Source organism: Jatrophihabitans sp. (assembly GCA_036389035.1).
Taxonomy (GTDB): Bacteria; Actinomycetota; Actinomycetes; order Mycobacteriales; family Jatrophihabitantaceae; genus Jatrophihabitans_A.
The window spans coordinates 210,935-230,973 of record DASVQQ010000008.1 but is presented as its reverse complement, the minus strand read 5'-3'; the positions used below and the strand labels follow the sequence as shown (position 1 = coordinate 230,973).

The window sequence follows — 20,039 nt, the reverse complement described above, 5'->3', positions numbered from 1 at the left end:
CGGGCTCCACCCCGAACACCCGGGAGGCCACGGTCGTGTGCAGGTCCTCCCCGCCCATGAAAGCCTCGATCAGGCCGGCGTCCTCGGACAGGGTCGCCATGATGCGCATCTCGATCTGGCTGTAGTCGGCCGTCATCAGCGACTCGAAGCCGTGGCCGACGACGAACGCCTCGCGGATGCGCCGCCCCTCCTCGGTGCGGATCGGGATGTTCTGCAGATTGGGCTCGGTCGAGGAGATCCGGCCGGTAGCCGCGATCATCTGGTTGTAGGTGGTGTGGATGCGCCCGTCGTCTGCGATCGACTTGAGCAGCCCGTCGACGGTGACCTTGAGCCGGGTGGCATCGCGGTGGAGCAGCACCGCGGCCAGGAACGGGTGCCCCGTCTGCGCGTGGAGCGCCTGGAGTGCGTCGGCATCGGTGGTGTAGCCGGTCTTGGTCCGCTTGGTCTTCGGCAGGTTCAGCTCGTCGAACAGGATCTGCTGCAGCTGCTTGGGCGAGCCGAGGTTGAACCGGCGGCCGACGAGCGCGTGCGCCTCGGTCTCGGCGTCGAGCACCGCCGCGGCGAGCTCGGACTGCAGCTCGGTCAGGTGCGTGGTGTCCACCGCGATGCCGGTGGCCTCGATGTCGGCCAGCACGAAGGTCAGCGGCAGCTCGAGGTCGGTGAGCAGGGCGGTGCCACCCCGGCCGGCGAGCTCGGTGTCCAGAGCGTCGGCAAGGTCACGGATCGCCGAGGCCCGGACCGCTTCGGCCTGGGCCCGGGCGTTGTCGGACTCCTCCAGGCCGCCGTCGAGGGTGAGCTGGCCGGTGGCCGGGCCGGACTCGTCGCGCAACTCGCGCTTGAGATAGCGCAGCGCGAGGTCGGCCAGGTCGAAGGCACGCTGGCCGGGCTGCACCAGGTAGGCGGCCAGCTGGGTGTCCGAGCTGACCCCGGCCAGCTTCCAGCCGTGCTGGGCCAGCGCCAGCACCGGCCCCTTGATGTCGTGGCAGGCCTTGGCGAGGTCGGGATCGGCCAGCCAGCCGGCCAGCGCCTTGTCGTCGGACTCGGTGAGCTGGACGACCTCGACCCAGCCGGCGGCGCCGTCGGCGCAGGCAAGCGTCACCGAGTTGAGGGTGCCGGTGCCGCGGCCCCAGGTTCCGCCGAAGGACACCCCCACCCGGCGGCCGTCGGTGGCGTGCTCGGCCAGGAACCCGGCCACCTCGTCAGGCCCCAGCCGCAGCACCTCGACGTCGAAGCCTTCCGAGGCCTCGGGCTCGGGAGCTGCCAGGGTGGCGAACAGCCGCTCGCGCAGCACCCGGAATTCCAGGTTGTCGAAAAGCTGGTGCACCTCGTCGCGGTCCCACTGCTGGCGGCTGAGCTCACTCACCCCGAGGTCGAGGTCGACGTCGCGCACCAGCCTGGTCAGCTGGGCGTTGCGCAGCACCGAGCCGAGGTTCTCGCGCAGCGCGTCACCGACCTTGCCCTTGACCTCGTCGACCCGCTGCACCAGCTGCTCCAGCGAGCCGTACTCGCGGATCCACTTGGCGGCGGTCTTCTCCCCGACGCCGGCGATGCCGGGCAGGTTGTCGCTGGGGTCACCGCGCAGCGCGGCGAAGTCGGGGTACTGGGCCGGGCTGAGGTCGTACTTGGCCTGCACCTCCTGCGGGGTGAACCGGGTGAGCTCGGAGACGCCCTTCTTCGGGTACAGCACGGTGACCCGCTCGTTGACCAGCTGCAGCGCGTCGCGGTCACCGGTGCAGATCAGGACCTGCATGCCGTGCTCGGCGGCCTCTTCGGTGAGGGTGGCGATCACGTCGTCGGCCTCGTAGCCGGGCAGCGACAGCATCGGGATGCGCAGCGCCGCCAGCACCTCCTGGATCAGCGAGACCTGCCCCTGGAAGGGCTGCGGGGTGCTGGAGCGGTTGGCCTTGTACTCGGGGTAGGACTCGCTGCGAAAGGTCTGCCGGCTGACGTCGAAGGCGACCGCGAGATGGCTCGGCTGCTCGTCGCGCAGCAGGTTGATCAGCATCGAGGTGAAGCCGAACACCGCGTTGGTGGGCTGCCCGGCCTTGGTGGAGAAGTTCTCGACCGGCAGCGCGAAGAAGGCCCGGTAGGCGATCGAGTGGCCGTCGATGAGAAGCAGTCTGGGCGTGGAGTCAGCAGCTGTCACGGTGGCTGAGTCTAGGCCCACCGTCGGACAGTCCTGCCGCTCAGTGCGAGCTGGCCAGCCCCGCGTGGTGGGCCGGCCGGATGGCGCAGGTCAGCCGGGCGGTGCAGGTCCGGCGGCCCTGGTCATCGGTGATCACGATCTCGAACGAGGACAGCGTGCGCCCGACGTGGATGGGGGTGCAGACGGCGGTGACGACGCCTTCGGTGGCCATGCGATTGTGGCTGCAGCTGAGCTCGACCCCGACGGCGATGTGGTCCGGTCCGGCCAGCAGGCCCGCCGAGTACGAGCCTAGGGTCTCGGCCAGCACCGCCGAGGCGCCGCCGTGCAACAGCCCGTAAGGCTGGCGGTTGCCGGTCACCGGCATGGTGGCCACCAGGCGGTTCGGGTCGTTGTCCACGATCTCGATGCCCATCCGGGGGGCCAGCTGTTCGTCGGTGCCGTCCCAACGCTTCTGGAACTCATCGAGCATCGCCTGCTGCGCGGGTGTGATCATGCCCCTCTGCCTACCACACGGCTCGGGATCACCCCGCGCACCGTGCGGCGGCGGCGAAGCGCGACCCGGTCCATGGTGTCAGCGATTCCGAGGCTGCGGCGCAGCGCGGTGACCGAGGCGATCCGGCGCACCACCAGCGGTGCGAAGCCCAGCCGGGCCAGGTAGCGGTTGGCGTCCCGGGAGCCGGCCTGCACCCCGACGACCACATGGCTGATCTCACGGTCCTCGGCGTGCCGGACCGCTCCGGTCAGCAGCGCCCGCCCCGCGCCGCGCCTGCGGAAGGACGGGGCCACCAGCAGGTGCGAGATGTAGAGGGTGGTGGTGGGCGCCAGCACGCCGATCTGCTCCTCGAGCAGCACCGCGAACCCGACGAGCTGCTCGCTGGCCTCGTCCACCGCCACCAGCACCAGCCGGTCGATGTCGGAGAGCAACGAGCGGAAACGGTCGGCCACGGAGCTCAGGTCACCCTTGCGGCCCCGGCGCCCGATGTGCTCGGTGACCCCGTTCTCGACGGTGAGGGAGATGAGGTCGTTGATATCGGAGAGCGCGCCGGGTCTGATACGCAGGTTGCCTCTCGACACATCCGCTCCCGATTTCGAGTTGATCCCGACGCTGGGCGGGTTCGCCACTTCAGTGGCGAACCCGAACGCACCCTAGCGCGCGCGCGACCGGTCCGACAGAGCAATGGGAGGTATTGCCCCGCTACGAAACTGCCCGTCACCACCTACCTACCGAGGGTGACTAAACATCCGTCTTTTCGGTAGCGCAGGCGGTGACGCCGGCCTCCGTGCTCCTAGGAGACGGCGGCGATCTCCTCGCCCAGGTACGCAGCCCGCACCCGGTCATCGGCCAGCAGTTCGCGGCCGGTGCCGCTGAGCACCAGCTCACCGGTCTCCAGGACGTAGCCCCGGTTGGCCAGCGCCAACGCCTGCGCGGCGTTCTGCTCGACGATCAGGACGGTCACCCCGGTGGAGTTGATCTCACGCACGATGTCGAAGATCTGCTTGACGATCAGCGGGGCCAGACCCATCGACGGCTCGTCCAGCAGCAGCAGCCGCGGCTTGCCCATCAGCGCGCGGCCGATCGCCAGCATCTGCTGCTCGCCGCCGGACAGCGTGCCGGCGGGCTGCTTGATCCGCTCGCCCAGCCGCGGGAACAGCTCCAGGACGCGGTCGAACACCTGCGTGTCCGGCCGCTTGAACCGGAAGGCGCCCATCTCCAGGTTCTCGTGCACCGTCATCCGGGGGAACACCCGGCGGCCCTCGGGAACGTGGCAGATCCCCATGCTGATCAGCTTGTGGGGCGGAATGCCGTCGATCCGCTCGCCGTCGAAGATGATCTGGCCGAGGGACGGCTGGAGCATGCCGGACACCGTCTTCTGGGTCGTGGTCTTGCCCGCGCCGTTGGCGCCGAGCAGGGCCACCACCTCGCCCTCGAAGACCTCGAAGCTGACCCCCTTGAGAGCCCTGATGGCCCCGTAGCGGACCTCGATGTCATCGACCTGCAGCAGCGCCTCGCTCACGACGGCAGTCCCCCTCTGTGGTGTTCGTGCTCGTGCCCGTGCTCATGTTCGTGCTCGGCCGCGGCTTCCTCCGGTGTCTGCCCGACCAGTTCGTCCAGCGAGGTCGCGGTGTCGATCCGGTGCAGCTCCGGCTGGGTCAGGTCCATCTCGGAGACCTCGTCGGCCGGGGTTCCGAGATAGGCCGCGACCACCTCCGGGTGGCGCTGGATCTGCTCCGGGCTGCCCTCGGCGATCTTCTCGCCGAAGTTGAGCACGATGATCCGGTGCGCGATCGACATCACCAGCTTCATGTCGTGCTCGATCAGCAGCACGCTGACGCCGTCGTCGACGTTGATGCTCTGGATCAGCGTCGCCAGCTCGCGCTTCTCGGCCGGGTTGGTGCCGGCGGCCGGCTCGTCGAGCAGGATCACCCCGGGCGAGGTGCCCAGTGCCCGGGCGATCTCGAGCCGGCGCTGCTCGCCGTAGGCCAGCGAGCCGGCGATGTCGTTGGACCGCCGTTCCAGGCCGACCCGGTGCAACAGCTTGTAGGCGGCCTCGGTGCTCTCCCGCTCCTCCCGGCGCTGGCGCGGCAGCCCGAGCATCGCCGCGATCGATCCGGACTTCTGGCGCGTCTCGATGCCGACCTTGACGTTCTCCAGCGCCGTCAGCGCCGGGAACAGCCGGATGTTCTGGAACGTCCGGGCCACTCCCAGCCGGTTCACCAGGTGGGTCTTGAGGCCGATCACGCTGGTCGGGGAATCCCCGACCCGGGCCCGCACCTCGATGGCGCCCTCCTGCGGTGTGTAGACACCGGTCAGGGAGTTGAACAGCGAGGTCTTGCCCGCGCCGTTCGGCCCGATCACCGCCAGGATCTCACCGCGGTACATCTGCAGCGAGACGTCGTTGAGGCTGGTCACACCGCCGAAGCGCAACGTGACGTTGCGGACGTCGAAGACGACGTCGGTGCCGGTGGTCGGCTGCTCGTGAGTAGCCGAGTCGTGCATCGTCGAGGTCATTTCGCTGCCCCCTCGCGAATGGGAACGTCTCTGACTTCCGGGGCCGGTCTCTGGTGTTCGGGCAGTCCGGACAGCTCGACCGCTCGACGACGGGCCGGCAGCACGCCGCCGGGACGGAAGATCATCATCAGCAGCACCACGGCGCCGATCCACATCTGCCGGTCGGCCGCGGGCACCTGGTCCCTGAGGAACTCCGGCAGCCAGGTCAGCAGCGCCGCGCCGGCGATCGCGCCGGGCAGCGAGCCCATGCCGCCGAACACCACGTAGGCCACGACCAGGATCGAGTTGTTCAGCAGGAAGTTGTCAGGCGTGAAGAACCCGACCTGGCTGGCGAAGAACACCCCGGCCACCCCGGAGGTCGAGGCGCCGATGGCGAAGGCCAGCAGCTTGATCCGGAAGGTGTTGATGCCGGTGGCCTGGGCGGCCACCTCGTCCTCGCGGATCGCGGCCCAGGCGCGCCCGATCCGGGAGTGCTCGAGCCGCCGGAACGCCAGCAGCACGATCAGCACCAGCACCAGCAGCAGGTACCAGTACTGCAGCTGGTTCAGTCCCCAGGTGATCGACACCGGGCCGGCGTCGATGACCGGGTGCGGCACCGCGGTGACCGGGCCCTGGCTGCCGTTGGTCACCTCGTCGGCGTTGACCGCCACGATCCGGATGATCTCACCGAAGCCGAGAGTCACGATCGCCAGGTAGTCACCGCGCAACCGCAGGGTCGGCGCGCCCAGGGCCACACCGGCCAGCAGGCAGATCACCACCGCGAACGGGATGGCCAGCAGCGGGCTCATGCTCAGCCAGGACGGCGGCTTCACCGGCAGCGAGCCCACCAGGTAGGCGGTGGTGTAGGAGCCGATGGCGTAGAAGGCGATGAAACCCAGGTCCAGCAGGCCGGCCCAGCCGACCACCACGTTCAGGCCGATCGCCAGCAGGACGTAGATGCCGATCTGGGAGACCAGCACCGACTGCCAGAAGCCGTTGGCGGTCGGCGGGTAGAACAGCGCGAGGGCGACCGCGATCATGACGCAGCTGCGCACCGCGCCGGGTGCGGTCAGGAAGCTCGAGGTCGCGGACCGGCCGGAGGCGACGGCGTCCGGGTCGACCTCGACGCTCGTCTCGGCGTAGCGGGGGGCAGTCGCGGCGATGTAGCCGCCGGCCCCGATCAGGAAGAGCGCCGCGGCGGTCATCCAGCCGCCCGCGCCGAGGTTCTGCCACGGCCCGGTCGCCCCGTCGAACTCTTCTTTGGCGCCGAGGCTGCTGATGCGGTAGAGGGTCAGGATGGTGAGCGCCACGCCCACGCCGCCCACCACGGCTCCGGCCCAGCCCAGCGTGCGGATCCGCAGGTAGCTGGCCGCCCCGCTGAGCACCAGGCTGGCCGCGAACAGCGCCCACCCCAGCCACATCAGGTACTGCGAGGCGATCGGGGCCAGGCCGGCGTTGCGGAACACGTCGCTGGTGTCGGTGAGGGTGGCGTTGAGGTTCTCCGGTGAGAACCAGGCCGAGGTGCTCATCGAGATCAGTCCGAGCACGGCGCCGATCACCACCAGCGGCAGCCCGGGGCGCCAGCCGAGCACCCGGTTCACCGCTCCGCGGGTGTTGGCCACCTGGGCATCCGACATCGCGACCACCAGGCCGGCGGTCATCAGCACCAGGTAGCCGACCACGCAGACGTACATGCCCAGCGAATGGTCCGCGCCACCGGCCAGGTCGATGACGGCGCGGTGCGAGAGGTAGGCGATCACGGCGGCGGCGAGGCTGACCACCGCCGCGGCCCAGCCGAAGTTGCGCACGCCGGTCACGATCGCGGCGCCGAGCAGCAGCACGACCACCACCAGCTGCGCCCAGGCGAGCCCGCCGAAGAAGGCCGAGGCCAGCGGTGAGATGCCATTGGTGTTGGCCACCGCGTTGGCCACCGTGGCGAACTTGGCGTCGCCGATCTGATCGGCCCAGTGCATCAGGGTCTGGGACGCGATCACCGTCAACAGGCCGGCGATCAGCGGCCAGACACCGGGCCGGGTGAGGTACGGGACCACCTTCGGCCAGAAGGTGATCGCCAGGAACACGATCACCCCGAGCGCCAGGAAGATGAACACCCGGGGCTCGAACAGGCCCTTCTTGAGGACGAAGTAGAAGTTGCCGAAGCTGCCTTCCTGCGGCCCCCACATCAACGACAGCACCAGCGCGCCGGCCAGGCAGGCGAACAGCCTGCCCAGCAGGTTGGAATTGCGCGTCATGCCGAACGGCCGGGTCATGCCGCACGCCCCAGACGCTCGCCGAGGATGCCGGTCGGACGGAACATGAGCACCAGTACGAGCACCACGAATGCCACGACGTCAGTCCATTTCGTATCGATGTTGACCACGGGGACCAGGTTCTCGACGATACCGAGCAACAGGCCGCCGATCATCGCGCCGCGGATATTTCCGATGCCGCCCAGCACCGCTGCCGCGAAGGCCTTGACGCCGGGGATGAAGCCCATGGTGTTGCCGAAGCTGAAGTTGAGGCCGAACAGGAAGCCGGCGGCGCCGCCGAGCAGGCCGCCGATGATGAAGGTCCGCGAAATGGTTTTGTCGATGTCGATCCCCATCAGCGCCGCGGTCGGGGCGTCCTCCGAGATGGCCCGGATGCTGCGGCCGAGCTTGGTGACCGTGACCAGCCGGTCGAGGAAGATCATCATGGCAATCGCCGAGGCGATGATGACGATCTGCAGGACCCGGACCTCAGCCCCGAACGGCTTGAAGATCACCGCGTTCTGGTCGAAGAACTCGGGGAAGCTGTTGGAGGTCAGCCGGCCGAACAACTTGCCGAAAAGTTGGGAGAGGAAGAACGAGGCGCCGATCGCGCTGATCAGGAACGCCAGCTTGGGCGCCCCGCGCTTTCTCAGGGGCCGATAGGCCACCCGTTCCAGCGCCCAGGCGATGACAGCCGCCAGCAGGGCGCCCGAGATGATGCCCGCGAGCAGGACCAGGGGAACCGCCCAGGACGGCGTTGCCTTACCGTCGCCCACCAGCAGGTGCACGATCGCATAGCTGCCGAAGGCGCCGGACATGAACACCTCGCTGTGCGCGAAGTTGATCAGTTGCAGCACTCCGTACACGAGCGTGTAGCCCAGCGCGATCAGGGCGTACATCGATCCTCGGGTCAGCCCAAGGATCAGGTAATTCATGAAGTCGGTCACGCTTCATACCTTCCGGCAGGACGACTGGATGGCCGTGCGAACTCACAGATGAGGGGCGCGCCTTCCGGCTGAGCCGAAATTCCCGCGCCCCTCATCTGGGGTTACTGCTTTACAGGGCTAGCCGAGGTTAGGGCTGTTCCTGGATCTTGCCGAGCATCACGATCTTGCCGTCCTTCTGGGTGTACAGATTCACCGTTGCGTTGGCGACCTCACCGTTGGGAGCGAACTTGATCTGGGCGGTGATGCCCTTGTAGTCGAGCGCCTTGATCTCCTCGACAACCGCCTTACGGGTCGGGGTGCCCTTCTTCACGGCCGCCTTGACCGCCTCGATCAGCGCGTTGGTGGCGTCGTAGGACTCCGGCGAGTAGGTCGAGGGCGGGGTGTTGAACATCTTCTCGTACGCCTCGGCGAAGGCCTTGGCCTCGGGAGCGGTGGTCGCGTCCTGGCAGCCGCAGGCGAAGTACCAGCCGTTACCGGCAGCGCCGGCGCCACTGGTGAACACCGAGGACTTGCCACCGTTACCGGTCATCTTCAGGCCCTTGAAGCCGGTGGCGGCCAGTGCCTTGGCGAACAGCGCCGCCTGGGCGTCATAGCCACCGTAGAACAGCGCCTCGACGCCGGCTCCGGTCACCCGCTGCGCGATTGCGCCGTAGTCCTGGGTCTTGGAGTCCACACCCTGACGCTGGACGGTGACGCCCTTCTCACGCAGCACCTTGTGGACGACGTCGGAGACGCCCTTGCCGTAGGTGGTGGTGTCATCGACGACGAACACCTTCTTGAACTTCTTGGCCAGCCACTCGGCGAGCTGGGTGCCCTCAACGCCGTCCGTCGGGACGACCCGGTGGAAGGTGGTGAAGCCCGAGGAGGTCAGGGTGGCGTTGGTGGCCGAGCCGCTGATCAGGCCCATGTTGGCCGCGGCGTAGGTCTTGCCGGTGGCCGAGGTGGGTCCGGAGAACGCCGGGCCGACCACACCGAGGATGTCGGGGTCCTGGATCAGCTTGGCCGCAGCGGCCGGAGCCTTGTCGGCGGTGCCGACGTCGTCGGACTCGACCATCTCGAGCTTGAAGCCGAGGTCGCCCTTATCGTTGGCCTCCTTGACAGCCAGCCGGGAACCGTTGACCTCGTTGATGCCGAGCTGCTGGTTGTCACCGGACAGCGGGCCCTGCCAGCCGATCTTGTAAGTCTTGTTGGTGTCGTTACCGCCGGCGCCACCTGTGGTGTTGTTGCCACCAATGCCGGGGCCGTCGTTACCGCCGCCGTCGTCGTTGGAGCAAGCACTGAGTGCCATGACTCCCACTACGCCGATTACGGCGATCTTCGCCAGGGAACTAGTCCGCACTGACGTCTCCTCCTCATTCTCGGTGCCTCAGATAGGCCGTGATGTTGCTCTTGGTAGACGCTTACGAGCCCGGGTCTGTTGCGTTGCTGTATTCAGGCTCGTTGTCGGTGCACGCTAGCCTGAGTTCTGTCGCCGGTGGATGGCATCGGGATTAACTGTTATAGGTCGTAATCAAATCGCGTCCCAGTCTTCCAACATTTAACTAAACTCCGGACATACTTCGCCTAGGTAGTGACCGAGTGATTACTCTGCGCTCCAAAGCGTCAGCCACGCCCCGTCTCAGCTATTACCACTTCGGCCACGGTCCGCATAGAGGTGCGCTTATCCATCGCGGCCCGCTGGATCCAGCGGAAGGCCTCCGGCTCGGACAGCCGGTGCTCGGCCATCAGCACGCCCTTGGCGCGCTCGATCAGCTTGCGAGCCTCCAGCCGGTCCTGCAGGCCGGAGACTTCGGCCTCCAGTGCCTTGATCTCGGCGAACCGGCTGGTGGCCATCTCGATCGCCGGCAGCAGGTCGCGCTTGTGGAACGGCTTGACCAAATAGGCCATCGCACCGGCGTCGCGGGCCCGCTCGATCAGGTCGCGCTGGCTGAAGGCGGTCAGGATGACCACCGGCGCGATCCTCGCGGCGGCGATCTGACCGGCGGCGGTGATCCCGTCCATCTTGGGCATCTTGACGTCGCAGATGACCACGTCCGGGCGCAGCTCTCCTGCCAGCTGCACCGCCTTCTCGCCGTCGGCCGCCTCGCCGACCACCTCGAAGCCCTCTTCCTGCAGCATCTCGCGCAGGTCGAGCCGGATCAGCGCCTCGTCCTCGGCGATCAGCACCCGCCGGGCGCCGGGCTGATCGCGCGATGGTGCCTGCTCGCTCACGGAAAACTTCCCACCTTCTTCGGCGGTTCGGAAAACGCGCAACCTGACCGCCGCGACTGCGCGGTGCTGAGCCTATCGGGCTAGACTTCCGTCCGGCTCAAGCCCCTGTGATGGAATGGCAGACATGGTGGACTCAAAATCCATTGCCGCAAGGCGTGTGGGTTCAAATCCCACCGGGGGCACCGATCGAGGCCGCGGTGGAAATCGCCGCACGGACCGGCACGGCCGGGTCAGCGGCCGTTGACCGGGCACATGAGCCCGGAGCAGTTCCGCCGGCACGGTCGCGAGGTCATCGACTGGATCGCTGACTACTACGAGCGGCTCGAGTCCCTGCCGGTCCTGTCGCAGGTGGCCCCGGGCGAGGTCAGCGCCGGCCTGCCCGCCGAGCCGCCGGCAGCCGGCCAGGGCTTCGACGGGGTGCTGGCGGACCTGGACCGGGTGATCCTGCCGGGGGTCACGCACTGGCAGCACCCGTCCTTCTTCGCCTTCTTCCCCGCCAGCGCCACCGGCCCCTCGATCCTGGGCGATCTGCTGGCCTCGGGCCTGGGCGTGCAGGGCATGTTGTGGGCGACCTCGCCGGCCGCCACCGAGCTCGAGACCCGGATGCTGGACTGGCTGGCCCAGCTGCTGGACCTGCCGGCGTGCTTTCACTCCGAGGGCGCCGGCGGCGGGGTGATCCAGCACTCGGCCTCCGACGCCAGCCTGGTCGCCCTGGTGGCCGCCCTGCACCGGGCCAGCGGCGGCGCCACCGAGACCGACGGCGTCGCGGCCGGGCGGTTCAGCGTCTACACCTCCGGCCAGACCCACTCCTCGGTCGAGAAGGCCTGCCGGATCGCCGGCATCGGCACCGCGGCGCTGCGCAAGCTCGACGTCGACCCGGCCACCCTGGCGGCCCGGCCGGCGCACCTGGCCGAGCTGCTGGCCGCCGACGTCGCGGCCGGCTGGACCCCGGCGCTGGTGGTGGCCTCGGTGGGCGCCACCGGCACCGGGGCGCTGGACCCGGTGGCAGAGCTCGCCGAGCTGGCGCACCGCTACGACGCCTGGCTGCACGTCGACGCCGCCTGGGCCGGGGTGGCCGCGGTCTGCGAGGAGCTGCGCTGGATCAACGCCGGCGTCGAGCAGGCCGACTCGTACTGCACCAACCCGCACAAGTGGCTGCTCACCAACTTCGACTGCAGCGCGTTCTGGGTCGCCGACCGGGCCGCGCTGATCGCGGCGCTGTCGATCCTGCCGGAGTACCTGCGCAACTCCGCCAGCGAGTCCGGCGAGGTGTTCGACTACCGCGACTGGCAGGTGCCGCTCGGCCGGAGGTTCCGGGCGCTCAAGCTGTGGACGGTGCTGCGCTGGTACGGCGCCGACGGCCTGCGCGCGCACATCCGCGGCCATGTGGGGCTGGCGCGGGAGTTCGCGTCCTGGGTGGCCGCCGATGACCGGTTCGAGCTGCTGGCGCCGCACCCGCTGGCGCTGGTCACCTTCGCGGTGCGGGCCGGCGACGACGCCGGGCGGGAGCTGCTGGCGGCGGTCAACGCCTCCGGCCAGGCCTACCTGACGCACACCGAGGTCAACGGCCGGTTCGCGATCCGGATGGCGATCGGCTCGGTACTGACCGAGCGCCGGCACGTCCAGGCCGCCTGGCAGGCGATCAGCGACCAGCTGCCCGGAAGCGGATGAACCACGGCGGCTGAACCGCGGCGGATGGACACCGACCGCCCGGCTCACTCACGCCTTCAGCCGACACCAAAGGAGATCGTGTAGTCGTGCGGGTAGACCGTCACCCGATCGCCGTAGCGCTCGAGCAACGCCGTCCCGAAGGCCTTGGTATAGCGCTCAAGCGTGATCTCCACCGTGTTGCTGTCGAGATCGATCCCCCAGCTCGAGAGCTCGATGCCGCGCTTGGCCCAGTCGTCCCGGTCGGCTGTGATCTGGTTCTGAACGGCCTGCAACTCCTTCTCCGAATAGCGGACCGAATGGAACCTGACCGGTATCTCGCTGCCCTGGTGTCGCAGGCCATGCCGGGCGACGACCGAGCGCATCTCGGGGGTGGGGCTGCCCACGACCTCGACCTGGATGCCGGTTCTGACGATCTGCATGCCGGCATAACCCGGCATGCCTGGCAGGAAGCGCATCAGTCGCTGGCCCAGCTGGCCCGCCGCGTAATTGGCTTCCTGGTCCTGGGAGAAGTCGACGCCCCGGTACTCGGCCGACGCAGAGCGCTCCCCGGCCGACGCAGAGCGCTCCCCGGTCGCCGGAGGGCGCTCCCTGGCGCAGCCGGTGACGGTAGCCAGGAATGCCGCCAGGCAGCCGATGATCGCCGAACGACGGGTGCAAGACGCCATTGCCGAACCCCCTTGACGGCGGCCCCCGGCCGCTACGACAAATCCGGTCACTAACGATAGGACGCCTATCGAGTGCGATCTGTCCCGAACGATGCCGTTTTGATGCCGATCCTTCACCGGATCGGCGCAGGATCAGGTGGCCGCTACCGCGACTGCCGGCCGGAGCCGAAGCTGCTCAGGCGTTGGGCAGCCGGATCATGCCCTCCTGGGTCACGCTGGCCACCAGCCGGCCGTCCCGGGAGTAGAACTGGCCGGTGGCCAGCCCGCGCCCGCCGGAGGCCGAGGACGACGAGGAGACGTAGAGCAGCCAGTCATCGGCGCGGAACGGGCGGTGGAACCACATCGCGTGGTCCAGCGACGCCATGCTGATCGGGTCCAGCCGGGCGGCCAGGCCATGGTGGATGAGCACCGAGTCCAGCAGGTTCATGTCGGAGGCGAAGGTGACGACGCAGACCTGCAACAGCGGGTCATCGGGCAGCGTGCCGTCGGCCTTGAGCCAGATCCGGTGCGGCTGGTTTTCTCGCGGCCCCTGGGAGCGCTGGACCCACGGCGGGTCGTCGACGTAGCGGACGTCGAAGGCCTGCGGGATCTGGCGCATCACCGACCACAGCTCGTCGAAGCCCTCGTAGCGCTCGGCCAGCGTGGGCAGCGACTCCGGCGGCGGCGCCGGCGGCATCTCGGCCTGGTGGTCGATGCCGCCCTGGGGCAGCTGGAAGGAGGCCGACAGGATGAAGATCGGCTGGCCGTGCTGGATGGCCAGTACCCGGCGCACCGAGAACGACCGGCCGTCGCGGATCCGCTCGACGGTGTAGATGATCGGGATCGAGGGGTCACCGGGCCGGATGAAGTAGGAGTGCAACGAGTGCACCAGCCGCTCGGACTCCACGGTGCGCCCGGCGGCGACCAGCGCCTGGCCGGCCACCTGCCCGCCGAAGACCCGCTGCATCGCGACCTGCGGGCTGAGACCGCGGAAGATGTCGGTCTCGAGGGCCTCGAGGTCGAGCAGGCCCACCAGGGCGTCCACGACGAACTGGCCGCGCAGGAAACCAGTGCCGTCGGCGGGGACCTTGAGATCCGGCTCAGCGGTCACGTTGCAGGATGCCTCCGATGTGATGGACCCGGATGGTGTTGGTGGTGCCCGGCGTCGAGGGCGGCGTGCCGGCCACGATCACCACCAGGTCATCGGGTCGGCAGACCCGCTGGGCCAGCAGGGCCGAGTCCACCTGGCGGACCATCTCATCGGTGGTCTGCACCGTCCAGACGCGGTGCGCCGCCACCCCCCAGGACAGCGCCAGCTGGCGCTGCACGGTCTCCTCCGGGGTGAAGGCCAGCACCGCGCACCGGGCGTGCAGCCGGGCCAGCCGGCGGGCGGTGTCACCGCTCTGGGTGAAGGCGACCAGGGCGGTGGCGCCGAGTGACTCGCCGATGTCCTTGGCGGCCTTGGCGATCACCCCGCCGGGCGTGCGAGGGTCGTGCAGCAGCGCGGCGACCTCGACGGTGGACTGCTCGACCGAGGAGATGATCCGCGACATGGTGGCCGCGGCCTGCACCGGATAGGTGCCGATGCTGGTCTCGCCGGACAGCATCACCGCGTCCGCGCCGTCGAGCACCGCGTTGGCCACGTCCGAGGCCTCGGCCCGGGTCGGGCGCGAGTGGCTGATCATCGACTCCAGCATCTGGGTCGCCACGATCACCGGCTTGGCGTTGTCGCGGCAGATCGCGATGGCCCGCTTCTGCACCATCGGCACCTGCTCCAGCGGCATCTCGACCCCGAGGTCACCGCGGGCCACCATCACGCCGTCGAAGGCCAGCGCGATCTCGACCAGCCGATCGACGCCCTCGGGCTTCTCGATCTTGGCGATCACCGGCCGGCGCACGCCGACCCGGTCCATCACCTCGTGCACCAGCTTGATGTCATCCGGGGACCGGACGAAGGACAGCGCGACCCAGTCCACGCCTAGCTCCAGCGCGAACTCCAGGTCCTCGATGTCCTTCTCGCTCAACGCCGGCACGCTGACCGCGACGCCGGGCAGCGACAACCCCTTGTTGTTGCTGACCATGCCGCCTTCGGTGACCTCGCACACCACGTCGGTGCCGTTCTCGATGGCCACCGCGACCAGCGCGACGTTGCCGTCATCGACCAGCAGCCGGTCACCGGGCCGGACGTCGTCGGCCAGCTGCTTGTAGGTGGTCGACACCCGGTCGTGGTCGCCCTCGACGTCCTCGACGGTGATCCGGACCTGCTCGCCGTTGGCCCACATCACCGGGCCGTCGACGAACCGGCCCAGCCGGATCTTGGGGCCCTGCAGGTCGGCCAGGGTGGCGACGTTGCGCCCGGCGGCCTTGGCCGCCTCGCGTACGCCGCGGAACCGGCCGGCATGCTCGCGGTGCTCACCATGGCTGAAGTTCAACCTGGCCACGTCCATGCCTGCTTCGACCAGCGCCCGCAGCCGTTCCGGCGGGTCGGTGGCAGGGCCCAGGGTGCAGACGATCTTTGCGCGGCGGATCACTCCTACCACCCTAACCGTTGCCGGCCGATCGCGATAAGGAAGCCTTGCTCCAATCGGCTTACCCGCGGGCGGCCGCCATCACCGCGTCATCGACATCGGCGCCCGCTGCCCGGGCCAGGCTGGTGGCCCGCAGCACCCGCTTGTAGTCACGGGGCATGATCACCGAGAACCGGAGCAGGCCGGCGCCGAAGTCGGCCAGCAGCTCACCGGCCACCGCCGATCCGGTCAGCCGCTGGTGCGTCTTCAGGATCGCGGCCAGCGCGCCGGCGTGCTGGGCCGTCATCGGCTCGATGTCCACCAGCTCGGGGTTTACCCGGTCCGGGTCCAGGTCGAGCACGAAGCCGACGCCGCCCGACATCCCGGCGCCGAGGTTGCGCCCGGTCGGGCCGAGGATCACCGCGGTGCCGCCGGTCATGTACTCCAGCGCGTGGTCACCGACCCCCTCGGCCACCGCGGTGGCGCCGGAGTTGCGGACGCAGAACCGCTCGCCCACCACCCCGCGCAGCAGCAGCTGGCCCGAGGTGGCCCCGTAGCCGATCACGTTGCCGGCGATCACGTTCCGCTCGGCGACCAGCGGCGACCGCCGGTCCGGACGCAGCGCGATCACGCCGCCGGACAGGCCCTTGCCGACGTAGTCGTTGGCATCGCCGAACAGCGTGATCTGCACCCCGGCGGGAAGGAACGCGCCCAGGGACTGCCCGGCCGAACCGTGCAGGGTGATGTCGATGGTGCCCGGCGGCAGGCCCTCGGCGCCGTAGCGGCGGGTCACCAGCGAACCCAGCATGGTGCCGACCGTCCGGTTGACGTTGCGCACCGGCAACTCCAGCCGCACCGGCCGGCCGTCGAGCAGCGCGCCCTCGCAGAGCTGGATCAGGGTGTTGTCCAGGGCGGCGTCCAACCCGTGCTCCTGCTCGACCCGCTTGGTCAGCGCGGTCCCGTGGAAGGGCTCGGGCACCACCAGCAGCGGCGACAGGTCCAGGCCGTCGGCCTTCCAGTGCTCGATCGCGGCGCGGGTGTCCAGCAGCTCGGCGTGGCCGATGACCTCCTGCAGCGTGCGGTAGCCCAGCTCGGCCAGCAGCTCGCGGACCTGCTCGGCGATGTACTCGAAGAACGTGACCACGAACTCGGGCTTGCCGGTGAACCGGGCGCGCAGCTCCGGGTTCTGGGTGGCGACCCCCACCGGGCAGGTGTCCAGGTGGCAGACCCGCATCATGACGCAGCCCGAGACCACCAGCGGCGCGGTCGCGAAGCCGTACTCCTCCGCGCCCAGCAGCGCCGCGATCAGGACGTCGCGCCCGGTCTTCATCGCCCCGTCGACCTGCACGGTGATGCGGTCCCGCAGGCCGTTGAGCAGCAGGGTCTGCTGGGTCTCGGCCAGCCCCAGCTCCCACGGCATGCCGGCGTGCTTGAGCGAGGTCAGCGGGGCGGCGCCGGTGCCGCCGTCGTGACCGGAGATCAGCACCACGTCGGCGTGCGCCTTGGCGACCCCGGCCGCCACCGTGCCCACCCCGGACTCGGCCACCAGCTTGACGTGCACCCGGGCCGAGGAGTTGGCGTTCTTCAGGTCGTGGATCAGCTGCGCCAGGTCCTCGATGGAGTAGATGTCGTGATGCGGCGGCGGCGAGATCAGGCCCACCCCGGGGGTGGAGTGCCGGGTCCGGGCGATCCACGGGTAGACCTTGTAGCCGGGCAGCTGGCCACCCTCGCCGGGTTTGGCGCCCTGGGCGATCTTGATCTGCAGGTCATCGGCGTTGACCAGGTAGTGCGAGGTCACCCCGAACCGCCCGGAGGCCACCTGCTTGATCGCCGACCGGCGCAGGTCGCCGTTGGCGTCGGGCAGGTAGCGGTCGGCGTCCTCGCCGCCCTCGCCGGAGTTGGACCGCCCGCCGATCCGGTTCATCGCGATCGCCAGGGTCTGGTGCGCCTCGGCCGAGATCGAGCCGTAGGACATCGCCCCGGTGGCGAAGCGCCGCACGATCTGCGACACCGGCTCGACCTCGTCCAGCGGCACCGGCGGCCGCAGGCCGGTGCGCAGCTCGAACAGCCCGCGCAGGGTGGCCCCCTGCCGGTTCAGCCGGTCGATCTCGGCGGTGTACTCGGCGAAGCGGTCATAGCGCCGGGCCCGGGTGGCGTGCTGCAGCTTGAACACCGTCTCGGGGTTGAACAGGTGGATCTCGCCCTCGCGGCGCCAGGCGTACTCACCGCCCACCTCTAGCCGGCGGTGCGCCCGCGCTACCGGGTTGGACGGGAACGCGTGGGCGTGCCGGGCGGCGACCTCGTCGGCCAGCACGTCCAGGCCGACCCCGCCGAGGCTGCTGCGGGTGCCGGTGAAGTACTCCTCGATCAGCTCGTCGGACAGCCCGAACGCCTGGAAGACCTGGGCGCCGGTGTAGGAGGCGACGGTCGAGATGCCCATCTTCGACATCACCTTCAGCACGCCCTTGGACAGCGACTTGAGATAGCGGCCGATCGCGGTCGGTGAGTCCACCCCCGTGAGCACCCCGGTCTCGATCAGGTCATCGATCGTCTCGAAGGCCAGGTAGGGGTTCACCGCGGCGGCGCCGTAGCTGATCAGCAACGCCACGTGGTGCACCTCGCGGACCTCGCCGGACTCGACCACCAGGCCCACCCGGGTGCGCTGCCCGGTGCGCACCAGGTGCCCGTGCACGGCCGAGGTCAGCAGCAGCGACGGGATCGGCGCGTGGTCGGCGTCGCAGTCCCGGTCGGACAGGATGAGGATGTGGGCGCCTGCGGCCACGGCGGCCGAGCACTCGTCGCGCACCCGCAGCAGCGCGGCGGCCAGCGCCGGGCCGCCGCCGTGCACCCGGTACCGGCCGTCGATCAGGGCGCACTGGAAGCCCGGCAGGTCACCGTCGGCGTTGACGTGCCAGATCTTGGCCAGGTCGTCGTTGTCGATCACCGGCCGGGGCAGCACGATCTGCCGGCACGAGGCCGGCGTCGGCTCCAGCAGGTTCTGCTCGGGGCCGATGGTGGCCGACAGCGAGGTCACCATCTCCTCGCGGATCGCGTCCAGCGGCGGGTTGGTGACCTGGGCGAACAGCTCGCTGAAGTAGTCGAACAGCAGCCGGGGCCGCTTGCTCAGCACCGCCAGCGGGGTGTCGGTGCCCATCGAGCCCAGCGGCTCGCCGCCCGAGCCTGCCATCGGGGCGATGATGACCCGCAGCTCCTCCTCGGTGTAGCCGAACAGTTGCTGGCGCAGGGTCACCGACTCGTGGGTGCGCATCACGTGCTCGCGCCCGGGCAGGGTGTCCAGGTGCAGCAGCCCGCTGTGCAGCCAGTCGCCGTAGGGGTGCTCGGCGGCCAGCGCGGACTTGATCTCGTCGTCGTCGCGGATCTCACCGGCCGCGGTGTCCACCAGGAACATCCGGCCCGGCTGCAACCGGCCCTTGGCCACCACGGTGGCCGGGTCGAGGTCGATCACGCCGGCCTCGCTGGCCAGGATCACCAGGTCATCGCTGGTGCGCCACCAGCGGCCGGGGCGCAGCCCGTTGCGGTCCAGCACCGCGCCGATCACCGTGCCGTCGGTGAAGCTCACGCAGGCCGGGCCGTCCCAGGGCTCCATCAGGGTCGAGTGGTAGGCGTAGAAGTCGCGCCGGGCCGCGTCCATGTAGTCGGCGTTCTCCCACGCCTCCGGGATCATCATCAGCACCGCGTGCGGCAGGCTGCGCCCGCCCAGGTGCAGCAGCTCCAGCACCTCGTCGAAGGACGCCGAGTCCGAGCCGTCCGGGGTGCAGATCGGGAACAGCCGCGAGATGTCGGAGCTTGGCCCGTCAAGCAGGTCCGAGGCCAGCAGCGCCTGCCGGGCCACCATCCAGTTGCGGTTGCCGCCGACGGTGTTGATCTCGCCGTTGTGGGCGATCAGCCGGAACGGCTGGGCCAGCGGCCAGGACGGGAAGGTGTTGGTCGAGAACCGGCTGTGCACCAGGGCGATGGCGGTGCTGAACCGCTCGTCGTGCAGGTCGGGGTAGAAGGTGGCCAGCTGCGCGGTGGTCAGCATCCCCTTATAGATCAAGGTCCGGTTCGACAGCGAGGCGAAGTACAGCTGGTCACCGACGATCTTGCTCGTGGCGACCCGCCGCTCGGCGACCTTGCGCAGGGCGTAGGCCATCCGCTCCAGCCGCATCCCGCCGGCGGGCTCGGCCGCGGCCCGGACGAACAGCTGCTCGAAGGCCGGCATCACCTCGAGCGCGCTCGGGCCGACACCCTCGGCTGAGATCGGCACCGGCCGCCAGCCGAGCACCAGCAGGCCCTCGGCGGCGGCGGTCTCGGCCACCATCGCCTTCACCCGGTCCCGGGCCACCTGGTCGGTCGGCAGGAAGGCGATGCCGGTGGCGTAGCTGCCCGGTTCCGGCAGCTCGATGCCGAGTTCGCCCGCCACCGCCCGCAGGAAGGCGTCCGGAAGGGCGACGGTGATGCCGGAGCCGTCCCCGCTCTCCGGCTCGGCCCCGGCGGCGCCGCGGTGGTCCATGTTGTGCAGCGCCGCCAGGGCGGTGCTGATCAGCGCGTGGCTCGGCCGCCCGCGCAGGTCGGCCAGGCAGGCCACCCCGCAGGAGTCGGTCTCGTTGCGCGGGTCATAGAGGCCCTGCGCGGCGGGCACTGCGGAGAATTGCACGCGTGCTCCCCTCGGTCG

Annotated in this window: 14 protein-coding genes and 1 tRNA gene; 2 read left to right on the top strand and 13 right to left on the bottom strand. The window is 69.6% G+C overall.

What is annotated here, in order from left to right:
* The 9 genes from polA to VF557_06120 all read right to left on the bottom strand — a co-directional run.
* Positions 1-2,146 (bottom strand): DNA polymerase I (gene polA, locus VF557_06160; GenBank protein HEX8079774.1); only part of this gene is annotated, 2,146 nt, incomplete at its 3' end.
* Between the two features lie 40 nt (positions 2,147-2,186).
* Positions 2,187-2,639 (bottom strand): hotdog fold thioesterase, encoded by a 453-nt coding sequence (locus VF557_06155; protein ID HEX8079773.1) that lies wholly within the window; start codon positions 2,637-2,639, stop codon positions 2,187-2,189.
* Positions 2,636-3,220 carry a GNAT family N-acetyltransferase gene (locus VF557_06150; protein ID HEX8079772.1) on the bottom strand — a complete coding sequence of 195 codons (585 nt, stop codon included), beginning with the start codon at positions 3,218-3,220 and terminating at the stop codon, positions 2,636-2,638. Before VF557_06150 ends, VF557_06155 begins: the two co-directional genes overlap by 4 nt.
* Before the next feature lie 212 nt (positions 3,221-3,432).
* Positions 3,433-4,149: an ABC transporter ATP-binding protein gene (locus VF557_06145; protein HEX8079771.1), complete on the bottom strand. Its 717-nt coding sequence runs from the start codon at positions 4,147-4,149 to the stop codon at positions 3,433-3,435.
* An 8-nt stretch (positions 4,150-4,157) separates the two neighbouring features.
* Positions 4,158-5,156, bottom strand: a complete 999-nt coding sequence (locus VF557_06140) for an ABC transporter ATP-binding protein (GenBank protein ID HEX8079770.1) — start codon at positions 5,154-5,156, stop codon at positions 4,158-4,160.
* On the bottom strand, positions 5,153-7,405 hold the full coding sequence (locus VF557_06135) for a branched-chain amino acid ABC transporter permease (GenBank protein ID HEX8079769.1): 2,253 nt from the start codon (positions 7,403-7,405) through the stop codon (positions 5,153-5,155). The genes VF557_06140 and VF557_06135 overlap by 4 nt, the downstream gene beginning before the upstream one ends.
* The gene (locus VF557_06130; protein ID HEX8079768.1) at positions 7,402-8,319 is read right to left on the bottom strand and encodes a branched-chain amino acid ABC transporter permease; all 918 of its coding nucleotides are present in this window, start codon (positions 8,317-8,319) and stop codon (positions 7,402-7,404) included. Before VF557_06130 ends, VF557_06135 begins: the two co-directional genes overlap by 4 nt.
* A gap of 139 nt (positions 8,320-8,458) precedes the next feature.
* Entirely contained in the window at positions 8,459-9,619 is a 1,161-nt protein-coding gene (locus VF557_06125) for a branched-chain amino acid ABC transporter substrate-binding protein (protein HEX8079767.1), read from the bottom strand.
* Between the two features lie 314 nt (positions 9,620-9,933).
* On the bottom strand, positions 9,934-10,542 hold the full coding sequence (locus VF557_06120) for a response regulator (protein ID HEX8079766.1): 609 nt from the start codon (positions 10,540-10,542) through the stop codon (positions 9,934-9,936).
* Positions 10,543-10,643: 101 nt separating this feature from the next.
* Between VF557_06120 and VF557_06115 the strand changes: the two genes are divergently transcribed.
* Both VF557_06115 and VF557_06110 read left to right on the top strand, forming a co-directional pair.
* Positions 10,644-10,724 (top strand) — tRNA-Leu (locus VF557_06115).
* Between the two features lie 70 nt (positions 10,725-10,794).
* Positions 10,795-12,213: a pyridoxal-dependent decarboxylase gene (locus tag VF557_06110; GenBank protein ID HEX8079765.1), complete on the top strand. Its 1,419-nt coding sequence runs from the start codon at positions 10,795-10,797 to the stop codon at positions 12,211-12,213.
* A 56-nt stretch (positions 12,214-12,269) separates the two neighbouring features.
* Here the strand turns inward: VF557_06110 and VF557_06105 are convergent, their stop codons facing one another.
* The 4 genes from VF557_06105 to gltB all read right to left on the bottom strand — a co-directional run bounded on the left by VF557_06105 (position 12,270) and on the right by gltB (position 20,021).
* Complete coding sequence (locus tag VF557_06105) at positions 12,270-12,929, bottom strand: hypothetical protein (GenBank protein HEX8079764.1); 660 nt, start codon at positions 12,927-12,929, stop codon at positions 12,270-12,272.
* A 124-nt stretch (positions 12,930-13,053) separates the two neighbouring features.
* The gene (gene tesB, locus VF557_06100) at positions 13,054-13,968 is read right to left on the bottom strand and encodes an acyl-CoA thioesterase II (protein HEX8079763.1); all 915 of its coding nucleotides are present in this window, start codon (positions 13,966-13,968) and stop codon (positions 13,054-13,056) included.
* Complete coding sequence (pyk, locus tag VF557_06095) at positions 13,958-15,388, bottom strand: pyruvate kinase (GenBank protein HEX8079762.1); 1,431 nt, start codon at positions 15,386-15,388, stop codon at positions 13,958-13,960. Before pyk ends, tesB begins: the two co-directional genes overlap by 11 nt.
* Positions 15,389-15,446: 58 nt before the next feature.
* The gene (gene gltB / locus VF557_06090; protein HEX8079761.1) at positions 15,447-20,021 is read right to left on the bottom strand and encodes a glutamate synthase large subunit; all 4,575 of its coding nucleotides are present in this window, start codon (positions 20,019-20,021) and stop codon (positions 15,447-15,449) included.
* Between the last annotated feature and the right edge of the window lie 18 nt (positions 20,022-20,039).